We start from the raw sequence: 21,574 nt of genomic DNA on the forward strand, positions 1-21,574 counted from the left end.
GGGGAAGCCTTCGGCCTGCCCGGTCCAGCGCCTATCAGGTGAGACGTCTCGGACACGCTGGCTAAGGCTGCGACCAGCGGCAAGCCAGCTCGTCGCTTCCTGGGGCCCTTCGATCGATCCCGGCGCAGGCCCGGGATGACGGCATGGTTCGCAGACGAACCCTGACCGACTTCCGGTCATAGCCAGCCCAAAAAGCGGAGACGGCCCGCGTCAGCCGACCGAACAAATCCACGGTGCTTCAGAACCTGGCAGAACGCCGTTCTATGTCAGTTGGCAGCCGTCTTGGCGGGAAGGCGCGCTGCCGGCTTGGGTTCGCCATTGCCGATCAGCTTCGCCTTCGGCTTGCGGCGCTGGATCGTCGAGGTGACGATCCCCTGCGGCGTATCCAGCCCGTAGATGTCCTCGCGGAACTGGACCATGCCGTCGGCGCCCTGCCAGCCCGTAAGATAGACCCAGGCGACGGGAACGGCCTTCTTCAGGGGTATGTTCTTGCGCTCGCCCTTGGCGATCTCGGCCTCGATCGCGGCCGGCGTCCACTCGGTGCCTTCGAGCAGCCAGGCGCCGAGATCGCGCACGCCCTCGACGCGGGCGCAGCCCGAGGAGTTGAAGCGGACGTCGTTGCGGAAGAGGGACTTCTTCGGCGTGTCGTGGAGATAGACAGCCTCGGTGTTGGGCATGTCGATCTTCATCTGGCCGAGCGAATTGTCGGGGCCGGGGTCCTGCCGCACGGTGAAATAGGGAGCAGTCAGGCTGGCCCAGTTGACGGTGGCGGGATCGATCTCGCGGTTCTCGGCTCCGAGCAGACGCATATGCGACTTCGCGAGGAAGCCGGAATCCTTGCGCATATGCGGGATGATGTCCGCTTTCACGATTGAGGTCGGCACCGTCCAGGTCGGGTTGAGATTGACCGAGGTGATGTTGGCCTGCAGCACCGGCGAGGGCCGGTCCGGCCGGCCGACGATGGCGAGATGCTTGCGCTGGACGATGCCGTTCTCGACCGCCTCGACGCTGGCACCGGGAATGTTGACCACGACATAGCGCTCCGCGAAGGAGAAGCCGTTGCCCTTCAGCCGCTCCAGCGTGGCGGTGAGCTGGTTGAGGCGGACCTCGACCGGCGTGTTCATCGCCTTCAGCGTGAGCCGGCCGACGGTGCCGAGGTCCGACAGGCCGTGGCGGATCTGGAAGCGCTTCACGGCGGCCACGACATTCGCATCGTAGAGATCGCCTGGGAGGGCATCGGGCGCCAGATCGCCGCTCATCAGCAGCCGCTGCTTGAGCGCCGCGATCTCCGGCCCCTGGGCGTCGGGTTTCAGCGCGGTGATGCCTGCCGGCACCTTGGGCCAACCGCCACGTCCCGCGATGTCCTCATGCGCGATGAGCGCCTCGAGGGTGCGATCATAGGTGTTGGGGCCGTAGCTGGGCTCGTTGGCCCGCGCGCCCCAGCCACCCAGCAGAAGCGCCAGGGCGGCGACGGAAGCTTTGACGAAACGCACCGACATGGACGTGATCCCACACAGCGTCACAGACGCATGGCGGAATCATCCCTCGCGCATGGTCAAGGAAGACTTAAGGCGGCGGCGCGATTTGGTGTCGGAGTTTTGCTGACCTCACCGGCAATGGCCATCGCTGCATCCCTCCCCCGCATTGGCGGCCATAGCGGAGCCCGGAAGAAGCAAGGGGATCCATGCCTGAGCGCCGATCCGACGGCTCATGGCATGGATCCAGAGAGATCAATACGCGATGGTTCGAGCCTACTCCGCGGCCTCCGCCAGCGGCGCCGGCGGCACCCATTTCAGCACCGGCTGGCGGGCGGCACGGGTCTCGTCGAGGCGGCGCAGCGGGGCATGGTGCGGGGCGCCGGTGAAGCGCTCCTTGTCGTTGCCCTTGGCGGCCATGGCGAGGTCGCGCAGCGTCGCGATGAAGAGGTCGAGCGAGGCCTTGGATTCCGACTCGGTCGGCTCGATCAGCATGGCGCCGTGGACGACGAGCGGGAAATACACCGTCATCGGATGATAGCCCTCGTCGATCATCGCCTTGGCGAAATCGAGCGTGGTAACCCCGGTGCCCTTCAGCCACTCATCGTCGAACAGCGCCTCGTGCATCGAGGGGTGATCCGGGAACGGCAGCGACATCAGGTCCGACAGGCCGGCGCGGATGTAGTTGGCGTTCAGCACCGCATCCTCGGAGGCCTGCTTCATGCCGTCCGAACCATGGCTGAGCATGTAGGTGAGCGCGCGGACATACATGCCCATCTGGCCATGGAAGGCGGTCATGCGGCCGAAGGGCTGGTTGCCTTCCGGTGCGTCGGCGGCGTTCTCGACGAGGCGGGCCGAACCGCCCTCGACATGGATGAAGGGCACTGGCGCGAAGGGCGCCAGCCGCTCCGACAGCACGACCGGGCCCGAGCCCGGGCCGCCGCCACCATGGGGCGTCGAGAAGGTCTTGTGCAGGTTGATGTGCATGGCGTCGACGCCGAGATCACCCGGCCTCGCCTTGCCGACGATGGCGTTGAAGTTGGCGCCGTCGCAGTAGAAATACGCGCCGGCCTCATGCATCGCGGCGGCGATCTCGACGATCTGCGGCTCGAAGATGCCGCAGGTGTTGGGGTTGGTCAGCATGATCGCGGCGATGTCGGGGCCGAGCAGCGCCTTGACGTCCTCGACCGCCACCGTGCCGTCGGGCCGCGCGGGAACCGAGCGCACCGAGAAACCGATCAGGGCCGCGGTCGCCGGGTTGGTGCCATGCGCCGATTCGGGGACGAGCACGACATTGCGCGTCGCGCCCTCGCCCTTGGCGGCGATGGCGGCCTTGATCGCCATCATGCCACAGGCCTCGCCATGGGCGCCGGCCTTCGGCGACAGCGCCACGGCCGGCATGCCGGTCAGCGTCATCAGATAGCGCGAGAGCTCGAGCATCACCTCGAGCGCGCCCGGCACGGTCGAGACCGGCTGGAGCGGGTGCACGTCGGAGAAGCCGGGCATGCGCGCCGTCTTCTCGTTGAGGCGGGCATTGTGCTTCATCGTGCAGGAACCGAGCGGGAACAGCCCGGTGTCGATGCCGTAGTTCTTCTGGCTGAGGCGCACATAGTGGCGCATCGCCTCGGGCTCTGAGAGGCCGGGCAGGCCGATCTCGCCCTTGCGGGCATGAGCGCCGAGGCGCGACTTGAACGGAGCCGGCGCGTCGATGTCGACGCCGGTGGTTTCAGGATGGCCGATCTCGAAGATCAGCGGCTCGATCTGCTGCAGCGCGCGGTTGCCGGTGAAAGTCGCGTGCGGCTCATGGGCGGACACGGTGCCCTGGGTGGGACGTCCCTGACGGTTCAGCATCACAGCACCTCCGCGAGCGCCGCCACGAAGGCCGCCCGATCCTCGTTCGTGTTGACTTCGGTCGATGCGACCAGGAGCAGGTCGTCGAGCCCCGCCTGCGGCAGCAGGCGCGAGACCGGGACGCCGCCGAGAATGCCCTTTGCCGCGAGCGCCTCGACCACCTCGGCCGCGGGCCTGGGCAGCTTCACGGTGAACTCGTTGAAGAAGCTCTCGTTGAGCACCGTCACCCCCCTCACGGCGGCCAGCGCGTCGGCAAGCGCCACGGCGTTGGCGTGGTTGACCTCAGCAAGGCGTTCCAGGCCCGCCTGGCCGAGCAGCGTCATGTGGATGGTGAAGGCCAGGCAGCAGAGCCCGGAATTGGTGCAGATGTTCGAGGTCGCCTTGTCGCGGCGGATATGCTGCTCGCGCGTCGAGAGCGTCAGCACGAAGCCGCGCTGGCCGGCGGCATCGACCGTCTCGCCGCAGAGACGGCCCGGCATCTGGCGGATGTATTTCGACTTGGCGGCAAAGAGCCCGACATAGGGCCCGCCGAAGTTCAGGGCGTTGCCGATCGACTGGCCCTCGCCGACGACGATATCGGCGTCCTGAGCGCCCGGCGGCACAATGGCGCCCAGCGAGACGACCTCGGTGAACACGGCGATCAGCAGCGCGCCATGGGCATGGGCCTTGGCGGCGATCGGCCTGAGATCGCGCAGATTGCCGAAAACGTCGGGGTTCTGGACCACGACGCAAGAGGTCTCGTCGTCGATCCGGCTGAGGATGTCCTCGCCCGCCGCGACGTCCGGCGGCATCGTCACCACCTGATCATTGGCCATCTCGGAAAGCGTGCGAACGACCTGCGCGTAATGCGGGTGCAGGCCACCCGACAGCACGGCCTTTTTCCGCTTGGTAACGCGGTGGGCCATCAGCACGGCCTCGCCGGTGCCGGTGGAGCCGTCATACATCGAGGCGTTGGCGACCTCCATGCCGGTCAGCGCCGCGACCTGCGTCTGGAATTCGAACAGGTACTGCAGCGTGCCCTGGGCGATCTCGGGCTGATAGGGCGTGTAACTCGTCAGGAATTCCGAGCGCTGGATCAGGTGGTCCACCGTGGCCGGGACATGGTGTTTATAGGCACCGGCGCCGACGAAGAAGGGCACCGAGGAGGCCGCGACGTTGCGGGCCGACATCTTGGCCATGATGCGCTCGACCTCGAGCTCGCCCCTCGCGCGCGGCAGATCGACGGGCGCCTTCAGCAGCTTGTCGGCCGGCACGTCGGAAAACAGGGCATCGACATCCGCGACGCCGATGCGAGCGAGCATGTCCTCGCGGTCGGTATCGGTCAGGGGGAGATAGCGCATGGGAAATGTCCGTTGTCGGTTTTGGGGCGCCCGTGTCGGTTCAACCCTCCCCGTCATCCCGGGCTTGCCCCGGGATCCATCGAAGGGCTCATCCTGATCCAGAATGGCGCTCTACGATGGATCCCGGATCTGCGCGGCTGCGCCGCTCGTCCGGGATGACGGGGAGGTTCGGCTCACAGCGTCTTGAGGTAGTTCTGGTACTCGGCCTCGCTCATCAGGCCCTCGAGCTCGGCCGCGTCCTTGAGCTTGAGCTTCAGGAACCAGCCCTTGCCGGAAGGATCCTCGTTCACCGTGCCGGGCGCGCCCTCGAGCTCGCTGTTGACGGCCACGACCTCGCCGGAGACCGGCGCATAGACCTCGGAGGCCGCCTTGACGCTCTCGACCACGGCCGCTTCGCCACCCTTGGAGACGGCTTTGCCGAGCGCAGGAAGCTCGACGAAGACGACGTCGCCGAGCTGGCCCTGGGCGAAGTCGGTGATGCCGACGATGCCGGTGTCGCCCTCGATACGGATGTATTCGTGGTCCTTGGTGTAGCGGGTCTCGGACATGAGTTCAGTCTCCGGAAACAGAAAACGGGATGAGGATCAGCGCTTGTAGCCGTTGGGAACGAACGGCATCGCCGCCACGACGGCCGGCAGCGGCTTGCCGCGCACGATGAGGTTGAGTTGGGTGCCCGGCGCGCTGTGCGCCTTGGCGACATAGCCCATCGCGCAGGGGGCGTTCAGCGTCGGGCCGAAGCCGCCGGAGGTGACCTTGCCGACGATCTCGCCCTCGGGGGTGGCGATCTCCGCACCCTCGCGCGCCGGGGCCCGGCCTTCCGGCAGCAGGCCGACGCGGACACGCCCGACGCCCTCGGCAAATTCGCGCTGGATGCGGGCGGCCCCGGGGAAGCCGCCTTCCTCGCGCCGGCGCTTCTGGATCGACCAGGTCAGCGCGGCCTCGACCGGCGAGGTGGTGGTGTCGATGTCGTGCCCATAGAGGCACAAGCCGGCTTCCAGCCGCAGCGAATCACGCGCGCCGAGGCCGATCGGCTTGACAGTGGCATCGAGCAGCAGCGTGTCCCAGATCTCGCCGATCTTCGAGGCGGCGGCCGAAATCTCGTAGCCGTCCTCGCCGGTGTAGCCGGAGCGGCTGACATTGGCCTTGATGCCCGCGACCTTCATGGTGCGCGACGTCATGAAGGCCATCTCGCGGGCCTCGGGGGCGATCGCAGCCAGCGCGGCTTCGGCTGCGGGGCCCTGGATCGCGATCAGGCCGCGATGCTCGGCCCGGATCAGCTTCACATGGGCGGGCAGGCGCGCCTCGATATGGGCGTAGTCGTCCGTCTTGCAGGCGGCGTTGACGACGAGATAGAGCGCGCCGTCCTCGTCGGGATCGATCGAGCGCGTCACCATCAGATCATCGAGAATGCCGCCCTCCTCGTTGAGGAGCTGCGAGTAGCGCTGCTTGCCCGGCGCGAGATTGACGATGTCGGCGGGAACCAGCGCCTCGAGGGCGCGCCCCGTGGTCTCGTGGTCGGGGCCGACCAGGAAGCACTGGCCCATATGCGAGACGTCGAAGAGGCCGGCCTTCTCGCGCGTCCAGTTATGCTCGGTCAGGATGCCCGTCGGGTACTGGACCGGCATGTCGTAGCCGGCGAAGGGCACCATGCGGGCGCCGAGCGCTACATGGCGGGCATGAAGAGGGGTCTTGAGTACGATGACCTCGGGCGAGGCCTCGGCATCGGCAACAGCGGCGTCCATCAACGGCCCCTTCCAGAGTCGAGCGCAGGCCCCGGACGGGTGTGTCCGGAACGCGCCCCCTCTGTCTTGGAACCTGAGAGATTTCCCCGAGCCGGCCTGGTGGGGCCGGACAGGTTACACCCGTCGGTGGACGGGGTTGCCCCCGCCGCTTTCCAGAGTGCCAGTTCCCACGCGGTCCGTTTGCCTGAGCGTTTCCGGGGCGGTTGCGCCTTCGGCGCCGGAGCCGGACAAGTCCGGACCCGGTCTCTCCCGCGGGGATGTTGCGGCTGTCGGCACAGATACAAGACGGCCGGGGCAAGTCAATCGCGCGCGTGCCTTCTTAACAGGCAAGGCGCGCGACTCTTTGCGGCGGCCGGCCGCGCCGGCCTGCCGGTCAGCGCCGGCGCGAGCGCGCCGGGGTGGCCGAACCGCTGCCGAGGCTGACGATGATCTCGACTTCGCCGCGGCCGGCGGGAACGATGATGCCGTCCTCGACATGGGAGAAGTCGGTGCCGCCCTGGCCGGAGGCGATCGTACCGCCGACGCGCGCGGCACGGCGGGCGACCTGCGTGGTGCCGCGGGTGACGGTCGTGGTCAGCGTCGCGCCATAGGTGCCGGGGCCGCCGGCCGGGCCGAGCAGCACCCGCCCCTCGACGCCGACCTTCAGGCGATAGCCGCCATTGCCGGTCGGCGTGCACTCGCGCGCGACGTTCAGGATGGAGATCTGGTGACGCAGGCTGCCGCTGTCCTGACCGGACTGGGCGCGCAGCGCCGCGCCGCCATCGGCGATGATGACCTCGGGGCAGACGAGCTGCTCGTCCTGGTCGTCCCGGGGCAGCGGCTCGGCCGGCGGTGGCGTCGTCGACTGGAACATCACGACGTTGCCCAGCGTCTGCATCGCGCTCGGCTGGCCGGAGGACGACCCGGAGGAGCCGCAGCCGGCGAGGCCGAGGCAGAGGAAGGGCAGAGCCAGCAGGCTCGGGCGACGAAGCAGCATCTCACTCACGGCAGGGTCTCCACGCCGGGGCCGAAGCCGTTGAGGGAGACGGGCACGCCCACCCCCTCTTCCGGCGTCTGAAATACGATGAAGGTGGCGTTCTTGCCGCCCTTGAGCTGGCCGAGCAGCGTGTCGTCCATGACGACCTCGGCGACGCAGCCCGTGGTCAGGCAGCGCACGAAGCCGGCGCGGCCGATGTCCTTGTCGTCGATCTTGAGGCCGAGGCCGGAGGGCAGCAGCACGCCGAGCGGCGCGACGACGCGCAGCAGACGGCTCTTCTGGTCGGCGGTCTTCAGCACGATCACCAGCAGCGTCAGATTGGGCCGATCCTCGGCCGCGACGTTCTGGACCAGCGCGCATTGCTCGGTCTTGGCGCCCGGGGGCACCTCGCAACGCATCTGCCAGTCGCCATGCGTGGACTTGACGGCGCCCTGGGCCAAGGCGGCCCCGCCCGAAAGCCCGGCGCCGGCGAGCGCGAGGGCCGCCGCGCAGACAGGTCCGATGATCCTACCCATCCCTGCGATTCCTCCAAGGCGGCGATCCCGCCGCATCCGCGATCCCCGCCCGTCGAATACGAGGATTCGGGCGAAATGCCGACCCGAGCGTGACTTCGCCGTCGCTCGCAATCGAACGCCTGCGTTGGGACCATGCAGGCCCGGCCCTGTCAAGGCGGCACCCGTACGCCCCGGCGCGCCAAGGCGCCCCCGCTCTCGCGCGATTATGCCGCACGGGACGCACGGGCCCCTCGCATCGCCCCACTGGCGCAAGCGTGATCTTTGATTTATCGCAATCCCGAAGAGCAAGGCGGCCTCGCGGCCGCACTCGCCGCGCATGGCTGGGCCGTCGACACATCTCCCAAGGGAGGCGCGCCGCCGGAGCGACCTGCGGGGCATGATGAGGAGCGACGTCGGATCGATGCGATTTCTGAGCAGGACCCAAGCCACACTGGCCGCATCGGCCCTTGCCGTCACCGCGGCACTGCTTCCGGACGCCGCGCTCGCCGGCACCGGCATGCCGAGCCCGTGGCAGCTCAACCTGCAGGGCGCCGTGACCGATGTCGCCGCCTATATCCACTGGTTCCACGACTGGCTGAACGTGATCATCTTCGCGATCACGCTCTTCGTGCTGGCGCTTCTGATCTATGTCTGCTGGCGCTTCAGCGAGAAGGCCAACCCGACGCCCTCCAAGACCACGCATAACGCGCTGCTCGAGGTGGCCTGGACGGTCATCCCTGTGCTGATCCTGGTCGTGATCGCGATCCCGTCCTTCCGCCTGCTGAAGCTGCAGCTCGAGGTGCCGCAGGCCGACGTCACCGTGAAGGTGACCGGCAAGCAGTGGTACTGGTCCTACGAGTATCCGCAGGACGGCGGCGCCTTCACCTTCGATTCGCTGATGCTCGACGAGAAGCAGCGCGCCGAGGCGATCGCCAGCAACAAGATCGCCGCCGCCGAGGCGCCCCGCCTGCTGGCGGTGGACAACGAGGCGGTCGTGCCCGTCGGCAAGATCGTGCGCGTGCAGGTCACCGGCGCCGACGTCATCCACAAGTTCACGGTGCCGTCCTTCGGCGTGAAGATCGACGCGATCCCCGGCCGCCTGAACGAGACCTGGTTCAAGGCCGACCGCGAGGGCATCTATTACGGCCAGTGCTCGTTCATCTGCGGGCAGAACCACGCCTACATGCCGATCGCCTTCCGCGTCGTGAGCCAGGAGCGCTACACGGCCTGGCTCGCCGAATCGAAGCAGAAATTCGCGAATGCCGGCGACGCCGCCGGCAAGGTCGCCGCCGCCGGCGAGTGACGCATTCCGAGCTTTCGCGGGCCGCAAGGCCCGCGCACCACCCGATCTGACCGACTGTCGCGAAGCGATTTCGCACGAGGAGACCAAGGCGATGGCAACAGCGGCTCCGCACGCTCCCGCCCACGGACATCACGACGACGCCCACGCTCACCCGACCGGGTGGCGCCGCTGGCTGATGTCGACCAACCACAAGGACATCGGCACGCTCTACCTGATCTTCTCGATCATGGCGGGCCTGGTCGGCGGCTTCCTCTCGATCATGATGCGCATCGAGCTGCAGCAGCCCGGCCTGCAGATCTTCGCCAATGGCCAGAGCTACAACGTCTTCGTCACCGGCCACGGCCTGATCATGATCTTCTTCATGGTCATGCCCGCCGTCATCGGCGGCTTCGGCAACTGGTTCGTGCCGCTGATGATCGGCGCGCCGGACATGGCCTTCCCGCGCATGAACAACATCTCGTTCTGGCTGACGGTGGCCGCCTTCGTGCTGCTGATCATGTCGATGTTCATGGAAGGCGCGCCTGGCGCTCAGGGCGTCGGCACCGGCTGGACGATCTATCCGCCGTTCTCCTCCTCCGGCCATCCCGGCCCGGCGGTCGATTTCGGCATCTTCGCGCTGCATCTGGCGGGTGCCGCCTCGATCCTCGGCGCGATCAACTTCATCACCACCATCCTGAACATGCGCGCGCCCGGCATGACGCTGCACAAGATGCCGCTCTTCGCCTGGGGCGTGCTGGTGACCGCGTTCCTGCTGCTGCTGGCCCTGCCGGTGCTCGCCGGCGCGATCACCATGCTGCTGACCGACCGCAACTTCGGCACGACCTTCTATGACCCGGCCGGCGGCGGCGACCCGATCCTGTACCAGCACCTGTTCTGGTTCTTCGGGCACCCCGAAGTGTACATCATGATCCTGCCGGCCTTCGGCATCGTCAGCCACATCATCTCGACCTTCTCGAAGAAGCCGATCTTCGGCTATCTCGGCATGGCCTACGCCATGGTCGCGATCGGCGTCGTCGGCTTCATCGTGTGGGCTCACCACATGTACACCGCCGGCCTCTCGCTCAACACGCAGCGCTATTTCGTGTTCGCGACGATGGTCATCGCGGTGCCGACGGGCATCAAGATCTTCTCCTGGATCGCGACGATGTGGGGCGGCTCTATCCGCTTCACCGCGCCGATGATCTGGGCAATCGGCTTCATCTTCCTGTTCACCGTCGGCGGCGTGACCGGCGTGGTGCTGGCCAATGCCGGCGTCGACCGCTCGCTGCATGCGACCTACTACGTCGTGGCGCATTTCCACTACGTGCTGTCGCTGGGCGCCGTGTTCGGCATCTTCGCGGGCTTCTACTACTGGTTCCCGAAGATGAGCGGCTATGTGATCCCGGACTGGATCGGCAAGCTGCACTTCTGGGTGGCCTTCTTCGGCGCCAACCTGCTGTTCTTCCCGCAGCACTTCCTCGGACTGGCCGGCATGCCGCGTCACTATGTGGACTATCCGGACGCCTTCGCGGGATGGCACTTCTGGTCGTCGATCGGCTCCTACATCTTCGCCGCCGGTCTGCTGATCTTCTTCTACGGCGTCTATGTCGCCTTCTCCCGCAAGGAGCTCGCCGGCGACAATCCGTGGGGCGAAGGCGCGACGACGCTGGAGTGGACCCTGTCCTCGCCGCCGCCCTTCCACCAGTTCGAGACGCTGCCCCGCATCAGCGGCTCGGACCACTAAAGACAACTGGCGGCGGGCCCCAGGGCCCGCCGCCGCCCTTCCCCCGAGCGCCCGCGCGGCGTTCCGGAGACGGGCGGCCCCTGCCGCAGAGTTTCCCCAGGCGCCCAAGGGTGCCGCCAAGGACAAGACGACCGAACCGATGTCTGCTGCCTTCGAGACCCGTACCGACGGCGTTGCCCTGACCTCGACCGGCGAGGCGCGCGATTTCTTCGCGCTGCTGAAGCCGCGGGTGATGTCGCTCGTCGTGATCACGGCGATGGCCGGCATGGCGACCGCGCCGGGCACCGTGCACCCTGTGATCGCGTTTGCCTCGCTGCTGGCGATCGCGGTGGGTGCGGGCGCCTCGGGCTGCCTCAACATGTGGTACGACGCCGACATCGACCAGTTGATGTCGCGCACCGCCAAGCGCCCGATCCCGTCGGGCCGCGTGCTGCCCTCCGAGGCGCTCGCCTTCGGCCTGACGCTGTCGATCGGCTCCGTGCTGGTGCTCGGCCTCGTCGCCAATCTGCTGGCGGCGGCGATGCTCGCCTTCACGATCTTCTTCTACGCCGTCGTCTACTCGATGTGGCTGAAGCGCTGGACCCCACAGAATATCGTCATCGGCGGGGCTGCCGGGGCCTTCCCGCCCATGATCGGCGAGGCCGTCGTTACGGGCGATCTCGGCATCCATTCGATCGTCCTGTTTGCGATCATATTCCTGTGGACGCCGCCGCATTTCTGGGCGCTCGCGCTGGTCAAGGCCGCCGATTACGGTCGCGCCGGCATCCCGATGATGCCGAACGCCGCCGGCCCGGCCGCGACGCGCCGCCAGATCGTGCTCTACACGCTGCTGATGGCCCCCGTCGCGGTGCTGCCGGCGCTGATGGGCTTTGCGGGTCTGGCCTATCTCGTCATCTCCGCGGCGAGCGGGCTGGCCATGATCGTGCTGTCGATCCGGGTCTGGCGGACGACCGAGGGCGAGGCTGCGACGAAGGCCTGCTGGTCGCTGTTCGGCTTCTCGATCCTCTATCTCTTCGGGCTGTTCGCCGTGCTGCTGGTCGAGAACGGCCTCGGACTGATGTGGGCGCTGCCGAAGGTGATCGGATGAGCGCCCCGCAGAAGCCCGTGCCGCCGGCCGCCTTCTCGCCGGAGGACATGGCACGGCGTCGTCGCCGCTCGATCGCGCTCGCGCTCGTGCTGGGCGGGCTCGTGGTGTTCTTCTTCGTGGTGACGCTGGTGAAGACCGGTCCCGCCATTCTCAACAGGCCGCTGTGATGGACAAGCCCGCCTCAGCCCCGCAACGCCCCCAGAATCTCGGCCGCACCGCGCTGATCTGCAGCGGCGTCGTCATGGGGATGACCGGCCTCTCCTTCGCGGCCGTACCGCTCTACGACATGTTCTGCCGCGCGACCGGCTTCGGCGGGACGCCGAAGATCGGCACCGCCGCCGCCGGGACGATCCTGGACCGGACGATGTCGGTGCGTTTCGACGCCAATGTCGCCCCCGGGCTGGGCTGGAAATTCGAGGCCGAGAGCCCCGAGATCAAGCTTCGCGTCGGTGAGACGAAGACGGTGTTCTACAAGATCACCAACCGCACCGACCGGCCGACGACGGGCATCGCGAGCTACAACATCGCTCCCGACAAGGGCGCGGCGTTCTTCGTCAAGATCCAGTGCTTCTGCTTCACCGAGCACACGCTGCAGCCGGGCGAGAGCCTGGAGGCGCCGGTGGTGTTCTATATCGACCCGGAGATCGCCGATAAGCGCGATCTCGACGGGCTGAAGGCGATCACGCTCTCCTACACCTATTTCGCCTCGAAATCGGGGCAGCCGCTGGCCCAAGGCGGGGGCAACCCCGTCAAGGATGACGCGGGCAAGACGAACCTGTAGAGACTTGCGCTGTAACGAGCGCTGCAAAAGCCGGACGCGGAGACTGTAGATGGCCGGGGCCCAGACCAAGAACCACGATTACCACCTCGTCGACCCGAGCCCGTGGCCGCTCATCGGCTCGATCAGCGCGACGGTCATGGCGACCGGCGCGGTGATGTGGATGAAGGCGATGACGCTGGGCGGCATGAAGCTCGGCCCGCTTGTCTTCGGCATCGGCCTGCTCGGCGTGCTCTACACGATGCTCGCCTGGTGGATGGACGTCGTCCGCGAGGCGGAGCGCGAGGGGCATCACACCCAGGTGGTGCAGATGCACCACCGCTACGGCATGCTAATGTTCATCGCCTCCGAGGTGATGTTCTTCGTCGCCTGGTTCTGGGCCTTCTTCGACGCCAGCCTCTTCGCCGGCGAGGCGATCAACTACACCCGCAAGGAGTTCACCGGCGGCGTCTGGCCCCCGACGGGCATCCAGACCTTCGACCCCTGGCACCTGCCGCTGCTCAACACGCTGATCCTGCTGACCTCGGGCACGACCGTGACCTGGGCCCATCACGCGCTGATCCATGACGACCGCAAGGGCCTGAAGCAGGCGCTGTGGCTGACCGTGATCCTCGGCGTGCTGTTCACGATCTGCCAGGTCTACGAGTACTCGCACGCCGCCTTCGCCTTCAGCGGCCACATCTATGGCGCGACCTTCTTCATGGCGACGGGCTTCCACGGCGCGCATGTGGTGATCGGCACGATCTTCCTCGCGGTCTGCCTGTACCGGGTCTATCTCGGCCACTTCAAGCCGGCCCAGCATCTCGGCTTCGAGTTCGCTGCCTGGTACTGGCACTTCGTCGACGTGGTCTGGCTGTTCCTCTTCGCCGCGATCTATGTCTGGGCGGCCGGCGCACCCGGCGCTCACTGAACCCGCGCAGCCGCGACAGTTCTTGAAAGGCGGCCTCGGCCGCCTTTCGCTTTTCAGGAGGCCGCCATGGCCGACGACCAGCCCAGCCTGCCCTCGCCCTATTCGACCGGCCTTGCCGGCCGCTGCCCGCGCTGCGGCGAAGGCAAGCTGTTCGAGGGCTTCCTGAAGGTGAGGCCGCGCTGCGCAGCCTGCGGACTCGACTATGGCTTCGCCGATTCGGCGGACGGGCCGGCCGTGTTCATCATGCTGATCGCGGGCTTCGCCGTTCTGGGTGCGGCGCTCTATGTCGAGATCGCCTATGAGCCGCCGATCTGGCTGCATCTGGTGATCTGGCTGCCGCTGGCGGTGATCGTCTGCCTCGCGCTGCTGCGGCCGATGAAGGGCCTCGCGGTCTCCTTGCAATATGTCCACAAGGCGCAGGAAGGCAGGCTCGAGAAGTGAGCGAGACCGCCCCCTCCCCGCGCCGGCCCCGCCTGCTCTGGCCGGCGCTGCTGTCGATCCTCGGTGTTGCGATCCTTTGCACGCTCGGGGCGTGGCAGATCGCGCGGATGAGCGAGAAGCGCGTCTTCATCGACCGGCTCGCCGCCCAGGCCGCGGGCGCGCCCGCCGCCATGCCGGCCAGCGCGAGCTGGGCATCGCTGGACCCCGCCGCGCTCGACCTGACGCGGGTGAGCGCACAGGGAACCTTCATCGATGGGCCCTTCGCCGGGGTGCGCACCACCATCGCCGCCGGGGAGCGCGGCACGCGCCAGCTCGCCGGCTTCGGCCGCTGGATCTTCCAGGGGTTCCGGCTCGACGATGGCGGCGTCATCCTGGTCAATCGCGGCTTCGTGCCGGAGGGGCGCCTCGGCGAGATCAGGCCGGCCTCGGGCCCGGCGACGGTCACCGGCTTCCTGCGCGCGGCGGAAGGCCGCGGCTCCTTCACGCCGGCGGACCTGCCCGCCAATCGCGAGTTCTACACCCGCGACCCGGCCGCGATCGCCGCCTCGCTCGGCATCGGGGCAGCCGCGCCGTTCTATCTCGAGGCGGAGCGCCAGGGTGACGGGTTGACGCCCCCGGCCGGTGTCGATGCGAAGGAGCTGATCGCGCGCATCCCCGACAACCACCTCTCCTATGCGCTGACCTGGTTCGGGCTGGCGCTGACGCTGATCGGGGTGTTTTCAGCCTTCGCCTGGCAGGGGCGGCGGAAAGCGGGCGAGCCCGGTTAAACGGATAGAGCGGTTCTGGCCTCGGGCGGCATCCTGACAAGGGGCGAAGCCGCGAAAAGCCGGGATCCACCGTAGGGCTGCGTCACCGCTCCGGGATGGATCCCGGTCGACCTCCGGTCGCCCCCGGATGACGGGCTGGGTTTAAGTGGGCTGCGGTTCGCGAACAGATGGACCGCAGCCGCGTTCAAGGCTTTGCCCTCGCCGTCCGGCAGGCCTATAGCTGTCCCACGCCGACATCACGCCAGATCACCGAGACAAGACGCCGTGCTGCATGTGTCCACCCGCGGGGAGGCTCCCGCCCTCTCCTTCTCCGATGCGCTGCTCGCAGGGCTTGCCCGCGATGGCGGGCTTTACGTGCCCAAGACGTTTCCGACGCTGACGGTGGACGAGATCGCCGGCTTGTCCGGCCAGAGCTATGCGCAGGTGGCGGAGCGTGTGATCGGCGCGCTCGCCGATGGCGACATCGAGGGGTCGGCCCTGTCTTCGATGATCGCGGAGGCCTATGCCACCTTCCGGCACCCGGCTGTCTGCCCGCTCAACCAGATCGGCGACAATCTCTTCGTGCTGGAGCTGTTCCACGGCCCGACGCTCGCCTTCAAGGATGTGGCGATGCAGCTGCTCGGGCGGCTGATGGACCATGTCCTGAAGCTGCGCGGCGAGCGCGCCACCATCGTCGGCGCGACCTCGGGCGACACCGGCGGGGCGGCGATCGACGCCTTCAAGGGCCTCGAGCGGGTCGACGTCTTCATCCTCTACCCGCAGGGCCGCGTCTCGGACGTGCAGCGGCGGCAGATGACAACGGTCGAGGCCGACAATGTCCATGCGGTCGCGGTCGAGGGCACCTTCGACGACTGCCAGAACCTGGTGAAGGCGCTGTTCAACCACCACGCCTTCCGCGACGAGATCGGCCTGTCGGGCGTGAACTCGATCAATTGGGCCCGGATCGCGGCACAGGTGGTCTATTACTTCACCTCCGCCGTCTCGCTCGGCGCGCCCGGCCGCAAGGTGTCGTTCGCCGTGCCGACGGGGAATTTCGGTGACGTGCTCGCCGGCTTTGTCGCCAAGCGGATAGGGCTGCCGATCGAGCGCCTGCTGATCGGCACCAACAGCAACGATATCCTGGCGCGCACGCTCGCCAGCGGTGCCTATGAGATGAAGGGCGTGCACGCCACGACCTCGCCTTCGATGGACATCCAGATCTCCTCGAATTTCGAGCGGCTCCTGTTCGAAGTGCACGGCCGGGACGGCGCCGCCGTGCGCCGGCTGATGCAGTCGCTCCAGCAATCGGGGCGCTTCGAGATCGCAGCCGAGCCGCTGGCCGCCATCCGTGCCGAGTTCGACGCCGCGGGCATCGACGAGGCGGCGACCTCGGCCGAGATCGGCCGGACCTGGCGCGAGGCCGGCTATCTGCTCGATCCGCATACGGCGGTGGGCGTCGCGGCGGCGCGGGGCGGGCTGGTCAAGGATCCCACGACGCCGATGATCGTGCTCGGCACGGCCCATCCGGCCAAGTTCCCCGCCGCAGTGAAGGCGGCGAGCGGCGTGACGCCGGCTCTGCCGGCGCATCTCGGCGATCTGATGGAGCGCGAGGAGCGCTTCACGCTGCTGCCCAACGACCAGAGCGCGATCGAGGCCTTCGTGCGCGCCAAGGCGCGGGCCGTGCGGAGCGCCGCGGCATGAGCGCCGAGATGAGCGCGGCCGGCCCGGCCGAGACGGCCGAGGTCGCAGCCAGCGGGGTCCGCGGCGCGCATGACCCCTCCGTCGGGCTGACCACGCTGCCGTCTGGCCTGCGGATCGTCTCGCAGCGCATGGACCATGCCGCGACCGTCTCGCTCGGCATCTGGATCGGTGCGGGCTCGCGCGACGAGCTGCCCCATGAGCACGGGCTCGCCCATTTGCTCGAACACATGGCCTTCAAGGGCACCGCGCGTCGCAGCGCGCTGCAGATTGCGGAGGAGATCGAGAGCGTCGGCGGCGATCTCAATGCCGCGACCTCGGTCGAATACACCTGCTACACCGCCCGCGTGCTCGGCTCCGACCTGCCGCTGGCGGTCGACATTCTCTCTGACATCCTCACCGCCTCCTCCCTCACCGAGGAGGAGCTGAAGCGGGAGAAGGGCGTGATCCTGCAAGAGATCGGCGCCGTGCAGGATACGCCGGACGATCTCGTCTATGACCGCTTCCTGCAGGCGGCCTTCCCGGACCAGCCGCTGGGCCGGCCGATCCTGGGCACGGCCGAGACGGTGCAGAGCTTCACGCCCGATGCGATCCGCGCCTATCTCGCGCGCCATTACCATGCCGGGAACATGGTGCTGGCGGCGTCGGGCGCGGTGAATCACGACGAGCTGGTCGCGCTGGCAGAACAGCATCTCGCAACCCTGCCGCCCCGCCCTGCCACCCTCCCGACCCGCGAGGACGGGCACTACAGGGGCGGCGAGGCGCGCGTCGGCAGCGATGAGGAGCAGGTCCATCTCGTGCTCGGCTTTCCCGGCCGGGCCTTCAAGGATGGGGCGCATTATCCCCTGCAGATCTTCTCCTCGGTGCTCGGCGGCGGGCTGTCCTCGCGGCTGTTCCAGGAGGTGCGCGAGAAGCGCGGTCTCGCCTACGCCATCGACGCCTTCCACTGGCCCTTCTCCGATTGCGGCGTCTTCGGAATCGGCGCCGGCACGGCGCCGGAGGATGTTGGCGAACTGATCGAGGTTGCGCTGTCCTGCCTGCGGCAGGCGGCCGAGGACACGACGGAAGCCGAGGTTGCCCGCGCTCGGGCGCAGATGAAGGTCGGCCTCCTGGCCTCGCTCGAAAGCCCCGGCGGCAAGCTCGACCAGATGGCGAGGCAGGTCCTGCTCTTCGGCCGGGCAATCCCGCGCGAGGAGCTGGCGGCGCGGCTCGACGCTGTGACGCTGGAGGATGTGCGTGCAGCCGGCCGCTCGCTGCTCGGCCACCAGCCGACGGTGGCGGCCGTCGGCCCGCTGCAGGGGTTGCCGCCGGCCAAGGCGCTCAAACACGCGGCACGGGCGGGCGTGTGACGCCATGGCGCTGTTCCGCTTCTCGACAGAGCCGCTGACGCGCCCGCTGATCCGGACCGAGAACCTGATCCTGCGGGCGCCGCAGGCCAGCGACTATGCCGCCTGGTCACTGCTGCGCATCGAGAGCCGCGCCTTCCTGACGCCCTGGGAGCCGGTCTGGAACGAGGACGACCTGACCCGCAATTCCTTCCGCCTGCGGGTGAAGCGGGCGGCGCGCGAGATCGCCGCCGACGAGGCCTATTCCCTGTTCCTGCTCGATGCCCGCAGCGAAGCTCTGCTCGGCGGGCTGACGCTGGGACTCGTGCGGCGCGGCGTCGCCCAGGCCTGCACGCTGGGCTACTGGATGGGCGCGCGCCATGCCGGCAAGGGCCATATGAGCGAGGCGGTGCGCGGCGCGCTGCGCTTCGCCTTTCAGGACCTCGCCCTGCACCGGGTCGAGGCTGCCTGCCTGCCGAACAACGAGCCTTCGCGCCGCCTGCTCGAGCGCGTCGGCTTCCGTCATGAGGGGCTCGCGCGCTCCTATCTGCGCATAAACGGCATCTGGGCGGACCATCTGCTCTATGCCGCGCTCGCCAGCGACCGGCTGCCGGGCGAGGGCCGATGAGCCGCGGCGGCGAAGGCTGGGGAGGCCGGACCGGCCATGCCTTGCCCTCGCCACGAGCCGCCGATAGGACTGGCTCCCGACGCCGCATGACCGTTCCCCGTTCCAGATACGAGCGCAGCTTGACCCTCACCGACCGATGCCTCCGCTTCGGCCTCGCCGTTGCCGGGCTCGCGCTCTGGTTCGTTCTCTCCGCGGCCGGCCCGGCCGCCGCGGTGGAAGCGGTCCGCGTGCCCGTCGACGCGCCGGTGCTCGACCTGACCAATGTCGTCGAGCGCAACAAGTCCGACGGCGACGTCATCCAGATCTCGACCGCACCGGGCCCCGACGGGATCGTGCGCCGCATCGCGGTGCGGGCCCGCGAATCGGGCGCGCGGCCGGACTGGATCGTCTTCGCGCTCACCAATGATTCAGACGAGCAGATCGACCGGCTGCTGGTCGCCCCCTTCCACCGCCTGATCGGCTCGGGCGTGATCTGGCCCGATCTCGGCGACAGCCGCATCGAGGCCGTGACCGCGAGCCAGGGGCTCAGCCCCGAGCGCGAGGCCAGCCCCGATGCCGACGTCTTCCTGATCACGCTCGACCCGGGCACGACGGTGACCTTCGTCGCCGAGCTGAAATCGGGCAACCTGCCGCAGCTCTATCTCTACGAGCAGGAAGCCTATCGCCAGAAAACCAACGGGCTGACGCTCTACAAGGGCATCATCATCGGCATCGCCGGTCTGCTGGCGCTGTTCCTGACGATCATCTTCGTGGTCAAGGGCGCGGTGATCTTCCCGGCTGCGGCGGCGCTGGCCTGGGCCGTTCTGGCCTATGCAGGCCTCGATTTCGGCTTCTTCCAGCGCATCTTCCCGCTGACTCCGGCGATCGAGCGAATCTACCGCGCCGGTGCCGAGGTCGTGCTGGCCGCGACGCTGCTGGTCTTCCTTTTCGCCTATCTCAACCTGGCGCGCTGGCATGTGCGCTACAGCCACGTCACCATCGTCTGGATGCTGGGGCTCGCCGCGCTGGTCGGGCTCGCGGTCGTCGATGCGCCGATGGCGTCGGGCATCGCGCGCATCTCGATCGCGGCCGTGGCGGCGGTCGGCTTCGTGCTGATCCTGCATCTCGCCACGCATGGCTACGAGCGCGCGGTGATGCTGATCCCGACCTGGTTCCTGCTGGCGGTCTGGGTGACCGCAGCGGGCTTCACGGTCACGGGCCAGTTCCAGCGCGATCTGGTCGCGCCGGCGCTGCTGGGCGGTCTGGTGCTGATCGTTCTGCTGATCGGCTTCACCGTCATCCAGCACGCCTTTGCCGGCAGCGGCCTGTCGCAGGGGCTGGTTTCGGATACCGAGCGGCGTGCGCTGGCGCTGTCGGGTTCGGGCGACCTCGTCTTCGACTGGGACGTCAGCGCCGACAAGATCTTCGTCTCGCCGCAGATCGAGACGCTGCTCGGCCTGCCGCGCGGCTCGCTCGAAGGCTCGGCCTCGCGCTGGTTCGAGCATATGCATGTCGCCGACCGCGACCGCTACCGCGTCTCGCTCGACGCCGTGCTGGAGCAGCGCCGCGGCAAGCTCAATCTCGACCTGCGCCTTCGGGCTGCCGGCGGCAACTATCACTGGTTCAACCTGAAGGCGCGGCCGGTGATCGGCTCCGACGGCGAGGTGGTCCGCGTCATCGGCACGCTCGCCGACGTCACCGAGCAGCGCACCGCGCAGGAGCGGATGCTGCACGATGCCGTGCATGACAACCTCACCGGCCTGCCCAACCGCAAGCTGTTCCAGGACCGGCTGTCGGCCGTGTTCGGCTTCTGCCGCGCCGATGAGAGCATCCGCCCGACCGTCCTGGTGATCGACATCGACCGCTTCAAGCAGGTCAACGAATCGGTCGGCTTCTCGGCGGGCGATTCGATCCTGCTGACGCTGGCGCGCCGGCTCGGGCGGCTGCTGCGGGCGCAGGATACGCTGGCGCGCATCGGCGGGGACACCTTCGCGATGATCCTGGTCTCCGAGCGCGACCCCGAGCGCATCCTGGCGCTGGCCGAACTCGTGCGCCGCGCCGTCTCGACGCCGATCACCTTCGCCGAGCGCGAGATCCTGCTGACCCCCTCGGTCGGGCTCGCCCTGTTCGACCCCGCGCCGGCGGCGCGCAAGGACGACGCGCTCAAGAACGCCGAGCTCGCCATGGCCCATGCCAAGCGCCAGGGCGGCAACAAGATCGAGGTCTTCGTGCCGGCGATGCGGACCGACCGCAACGACCGGCTGGCGCTGGAGAGCGATCTGCGCCGGGCGATCGAGCGCGGCGAGATCCAGGTCATGTACCAGCCGATCGTGCGGCTGGAAGACCGCACCATCGCCGGGTTCGAGGCGCTGGTGCGCTGGGATCACCCGCGCGAAGGCCGGCTGATGCCGCAGGATTTCCTCGCCATCGCCGAGGAAACCGGGCTGATCGTCGATCTCGGCGTCTATGTGATGGACCGCACGGCGCGCGAGCTCGAAGCCTGGCAGGCGGCGCTCGAGGTCGATCCGCCGATCTTCGCCAGCGTCAACGTCTCCAGCCGGCAGTTGCTGCGCCACGACCTGCTGCACGATGTGAAGACCGTTCTGGCGCGCCGGCGAATCCTGCCCGGCACGCTCAAGCTCGAGATCACCGAGAGCCTGGTGATGGAGAACCCGGAATATGCCGCGCAGATGCTTTCGCGCATCCGCGACCTCGGCGCCGGCCTCTCGCTCGACGATTTCGGCACCGGCTATTCCTCGCTGTCCTATCTGCAGCGCTTCCCCTTCGACACGATCAAGGTGGACCAGAGCTTCGTGCGGCAGATGGGCAGCGGCAAGCCGCCGGTGATCCTGCGCTCGATCGTCCAGCTCGCTGCGGATCTGCGCATGGACGTGGTGGCCGAAGGCGCGGAGACCGAGTCGGATGCGATCGAGCTCTACCAGCTCGGCTGCCAGTACGCGCAGGGCTACATCTTCGGCCAGCCGATGAGCGCCGCGGAAGCCCGGCGCCTGATGGGCGCGGCGGCGGCCAGTTCAAGCGAAGCGGCGTAAGGAACGGGAGTCTTGCCCGGCTCCGACC

19 protein-coding genes and 1 riboswitch are annotated in these 21,574 nt (G+C 68.2%); of the genes, 12 read left to right on the plus strand and 7 right to left on the minus strand.

All coding sequences use genetic code 11. The features are described 5' to 3' along the window. Nucleotides 1-266: 266 nt before the first annotated feature. The 7 genes from ABIE41_RS22910 to ABIE41_RS22940 form a co-directional block, all read right to left on the minus strand. Complete coding sequence (locus tag ABIE41_RS22910; protein ID WP_192642506.1) at nt 267-1,499, minus strand: L,D-transpeptidase family protein; 1,233 nt, start codon at nt 1,497-1,499, stop codon at nt 267-269. Nucleotides 1,500-1,751: 252 nt separating this feature from the next. Continuing rightward, on the minus strand, nt 1,752-3,326 hold the full coding sequence (gcvPB, locus tag ABIE41_RS22915; protein ID WP_192642507.1) for an aminomethyl-transferring glycine dehydrogenase subunit GcvPB: 1,575 nt from the start codon (nt 3,324-3,326) through the stop codon (nt 1,752-1,754). Next, nucleotides 3,326-4,666 carry an aminomethyl-transferring glycine dehydrogenase subunit GcvPA gene (gene gcvPA / locus ABIE41_RS22920; RefSeq protein ID WP_192642508.1) on the minus strand — a complete coding sequence of 447 codons (1,341 nt, stop codon included), beginning with the start codon at nt 4,664-4,666 and terminating at the stop codon, nt 3,326-3,328. The genes gcvPB and gcvPA overlap by 1 nt, the downstream gene beginning before the upstream one ends. 173 nt (nt 4,667-4,839) lie before the next feature. Further along, nucleotides 4,840-5,214 (minus strand): glycine cleavage system protein GcvH, encoded by a 375-nt coding sequence (gene gcvH / locus ABIE41_RS22925; RefSeq protein ID WP_192642509.1) that lies wholly within the window; start codon nt 5,212-5,214, stop codon nt 4,840-4,842. Nucleotides 5,215-5,250: 36 nt separating this feature from the next. Beyond that, nucleotides 5,251-6,408: a glycine cleavage system aminomethyltransferase GcvT gene (gene gcvT, locus ABIE41_RS22930; RefSeq protein ID WP_192642510.1), complete on the minus strand. Its 1,158-nt coding sequence runs from the start codon at nt 6,406-6,408 to the stop codon at nt 5,251-5,253. Nucleotides 6,409-6,570: 162 nt separating this feature from the next. Further along, nucleotides 6,571-6,670, minus strand: a riboswitch (glycine riboswitch). 111 nt (nt 6,671-6,781) lie between these two features. Then, nucleotides 6,782-7,393, minus strand: a complete 612-nt coding sequence (locus ABIE41_RS22935; protein ID WP_192642511.1) for a hypothetical protein — start codon at nt 7,391-7,393, stop codon at nt 6,782-6,784. Continuing rightward, entirely contained in the window at nt 7,390-7,899 is a 510-nt protein-coding gene (locus ABIE41_RS22940; protein WP_354193206.1) for an invasion associated locus B family protein, read from the minus strand. Before ABIE41_RS22940 ends, ABIE41_RS22935 begins: the two co-directional genes overlap by 4 nt. Before the next feature lie 400 nt (nt 7,900-8,299). Here ABIE41_RS22940 and coxB point away from each other — a divergent pair, with 400 nt between their 5' ends. From coxB to ABIE41_RS23000, 12 genes are all read left to right on the plus strand, one after another. Beyond that, a complete protein-coding gene (coxB, locus tag ABIE41_RS22945) occupies nt 8,300-9,181 on the plus strand; it encodes a cytochrome c oxidase subunit II (RefSeq protein ID WP_192642513.1) in 882 nt (293 codons plus the stop codon). A 91-nt stretch (nt 9,182-9,272) separates the two neighbouring features. Continuing rightward, entirely contained in the window at nt 9,273-10,904 is a 1,632-nt protein-coding gene (gene ctaD, locus ABIE41_RS22950; RefSeq protein WP_192642514.1) for a cytochrome c oxidase subunit I, read from the plus strand. 139 nt (nt 10,905-11,043) lie between these two features. Beyond that, complete coding sequence (locus tag ABIE41_RS22955; protein ID WP_192642515.1) at nt 11,044-11,991, plus strand: heme o synthase; 948 nt, start codon at nt 11,044-11,046, stop codon at nt 11,989-11,991. Continuing rightward, complete coding sequence (locus ABIE41_RS22960; protein ID WP_192642516.1) at nt 11,988-12,158, plus strand: hypothetical protein; 171 nt, start codon at nt 11,988-11,990, stop codon at nt 12,156-12,158. The genes ABIE41_RS22955 and ABIE41_RS22960 overlap by 4 nt, the downstream gene beginning before the upstream one ends. Continuing rightward, complete coding sequence (locus ABIE41_RS22965) at nt 12,158-12,772, plus strand: cytochrome c oxidase assembly protein (RefSeq protein ID WP_192642517.1); 615 nt, start codon at nt 12,158-12,160, stop codon at nt 12,770-12,772. Before ABIE41_RS22960 ends, ABIE41_RS22965 begins: the two co-directional genes overlap by 1 nt. A 49-nt stretch (nt 12,773-12,821) precedes the next feature. Beyond that, nucleotides 12,822-13,679, plus strand: coding sequence for a cytochrome c oxidase subunit 3 (locus tag ABIE41_RS22970; RefSeq protein WP_192642518.1), 858 nt, complete (start codon nt 12,822-12,824; stop codon nt 13,677-13,679). 66 nt (nt 13,680-13,745) lie between these two features. After that, nucleotides 13,746-14,120: a DUF983 domain-containing protein gene (locus ABIE41_RS22975; RefSeq protein WP_192642519.1), complete on the plus strand. Its 375-nt coding sequence runs from the start codon at nt 13,746-13,748 to the stop codon at nt 14,118-14,120. Then, on the plus strand, nt 14,117-14,887 hold the full coding sequence (locus ABIE41_RS22980; RefSeq protein WP_192642520.1) for an SURF1 family protein: 771 nt from the start codon (nt 14,117-14,119) through the stop codon (nt 14,885-14,887). The genes ABIE41_RS22975 and ABIE41_RS22980 overlap by 4 nt, the downstream gene beginning before the upstream one ends. 264 nt (nt 14,888-15,151) lie before the next feature. Continuing rightward, the gene (gene thrC / locus ABIE41_RS22985) at nt 15,152-16,567 is read left to right on the plus strand and encodes a threonine synthase (RefSeq protein ID WP_192642521.1); all 1,416 of its coding nucleotides are present in this window, start codon (nt 15,152-15,154) and stop codon (nt 16,565-16,567) included. Further along, nucleotides 16,564-17,913, plus strand: a complete 1,350-nt coding sequence (locus tag ABIE41_RS22990) for a M16 family metallopeptidase (protein WP_192642522.1) — start codon at nt 16,564-16,566, stop codon at nt 17,911-17,913. The genes thrC and ABIE41_RS22990 overlap by 4 nt, the downstream gene beginning before the upstream one ends. A gap of 4 nt (nt 17,914-17,917) precedes the next feature. Then, entirely contained in the window at nt 17,918-18,517 is a 600-nt protein-coding gene (locus ABIE41_RS22995) for a GNAT family N-acetyltransferase (RefSeq protein ID WP_192642523.1), read from the plus strand. A 119-nt stretch (nt 18,518-18,636) separates the two neighbouring features. Then, nucleotides 18,637-21,546, plus strand: a complete 2,910-nt coding sequence (locus tag ABIE41_RS23000; protein ID WP_465247103.1) for an EAL domain-containing protein — start codon at nt 18,637-18,639, stop codon at nt 21,544-21,546. Nucleotides 21,547-21,574: the final 28 nt, after the last annotated feature.

Origin of the sequence: Bosea sp. OAE506, assembly GCF_040546595.1 — a bacterium.
In the GTDB taxonomy this organism is placed as follows: domain Bacteria; phylum Pseudomonadota; class Alphaproteobacteria; order Rhizobiales; family Beijerinckiaceae; genus Allobosea.

Excerpts from the sequence above, each read along its gene's own strand:
- ABIE41_RS22965 (WP_192642517.1), top strand. The coding sequence starts at position 12,158 with ATGGACAAGCCCGCCTCAGCCCCGCAACGCCCCCAGAATCTCGGCCGC.
- ABIE41_RS22970 (WP_192642518.1), top strand. The coding sequence starts at position 12,822 with ATGGCCGGGGCCCAGACCAAGAACCACGATTACCACCTCGTCGACCCG.
- ABIE41_RS22910 (WP_192642506.1), bottom strand. The coding sequence starts at position 1,499 with ATGTCGGTGCGTTTCGTCAAAGCTTCCGTCGCCGCCCTGGCGCTTCTG.
- gcvPB (WP_192642507.1), bottom strand. The coding sequence starts at position 3,326 with ATGCTGAACCGTCAGGGACGTCCCACCCAGGGCACCGTGTCCGCCCAT.
- ABIE41_RS22955 (WP_192642515.1), top strand. The coding sequence starts at position 11,044 with ATGTCTGCTGCCTTCGAGACCCGTACCGACGGCGTTGCCCTGACCTCG.
- ABIE41_RS22940 (WP_354193206.1), bottom strand. The coding sequence starts at position 7,899 with ATGGGTAGGATCATCGGACCTGTCTGCGCGGCGGCCCTCGCGCTCGCC.
- ABIE41_RS22995 (WP_192642523.1), top strand. The coding sequence starts at position 17,918 with ATGGCGCTGTTCCGCTTCTCGACAGAGCCGCTGACGCGCCCGCTGATC.
- gcvT (WP_192642510.1), bottom strand. The coding sequence starts at position 6,408 with ATGGACGCCGCTGTTGCCGATGCCGAGGCCTCGCCCGAGGTCATCGTA.
- coxB (WP_192642513.1), top strand. The coding sequence starts at position 8,300 with ATGCGATTTCTGAGCAGGACCCAAGCCACACTGGCCGCATCGGCCCTT.
- ctaD (WP_192642514.1), top strand. The coding sequence starts at position 9,273 with ATGGCAACAGCGGCTCCGCACGCTCCCGCCCACGGACATCACGACGAC.
- ABIE41_RS22960 (WP_192642516.1), top strand. The coding sequence starts at position 11,988 with ATGAGCGCCCCGCAGAAGCCCGTGCCGCCGGCCGCCTTCTCGCCGGAG.
- ABIE41_RS22975 (WP_192642519.1), top strand. The coding sequence starts at position 13,746 with ATGGCCGACGACCAGCCCAGCCTGCCCTCGCCCTATTCGACCGGCCTT.
- ABIE41_RS22990 (WP_192642522.1), top strand. The coding sequence starts at position 16,564 with ATGAGCGCCGAGATGAGCGCGGCCGGCCCGGCCGAGACGGCCGAGGTC.
- gcvH (WP_192642509.1), bottom strand. The coding sequence starts at position 5,214 with ATGTCCGAGACCCGCTACACCAAGGACCACGAATACATCCGTATCGAG.
- gcvPA (WP_192642508.1), bottom strand. The coding sequence starts at position 4,666 with ATGCGCTATCTCCCCCTGACCGATACCGACCGCGAGGACATGCTCGCT.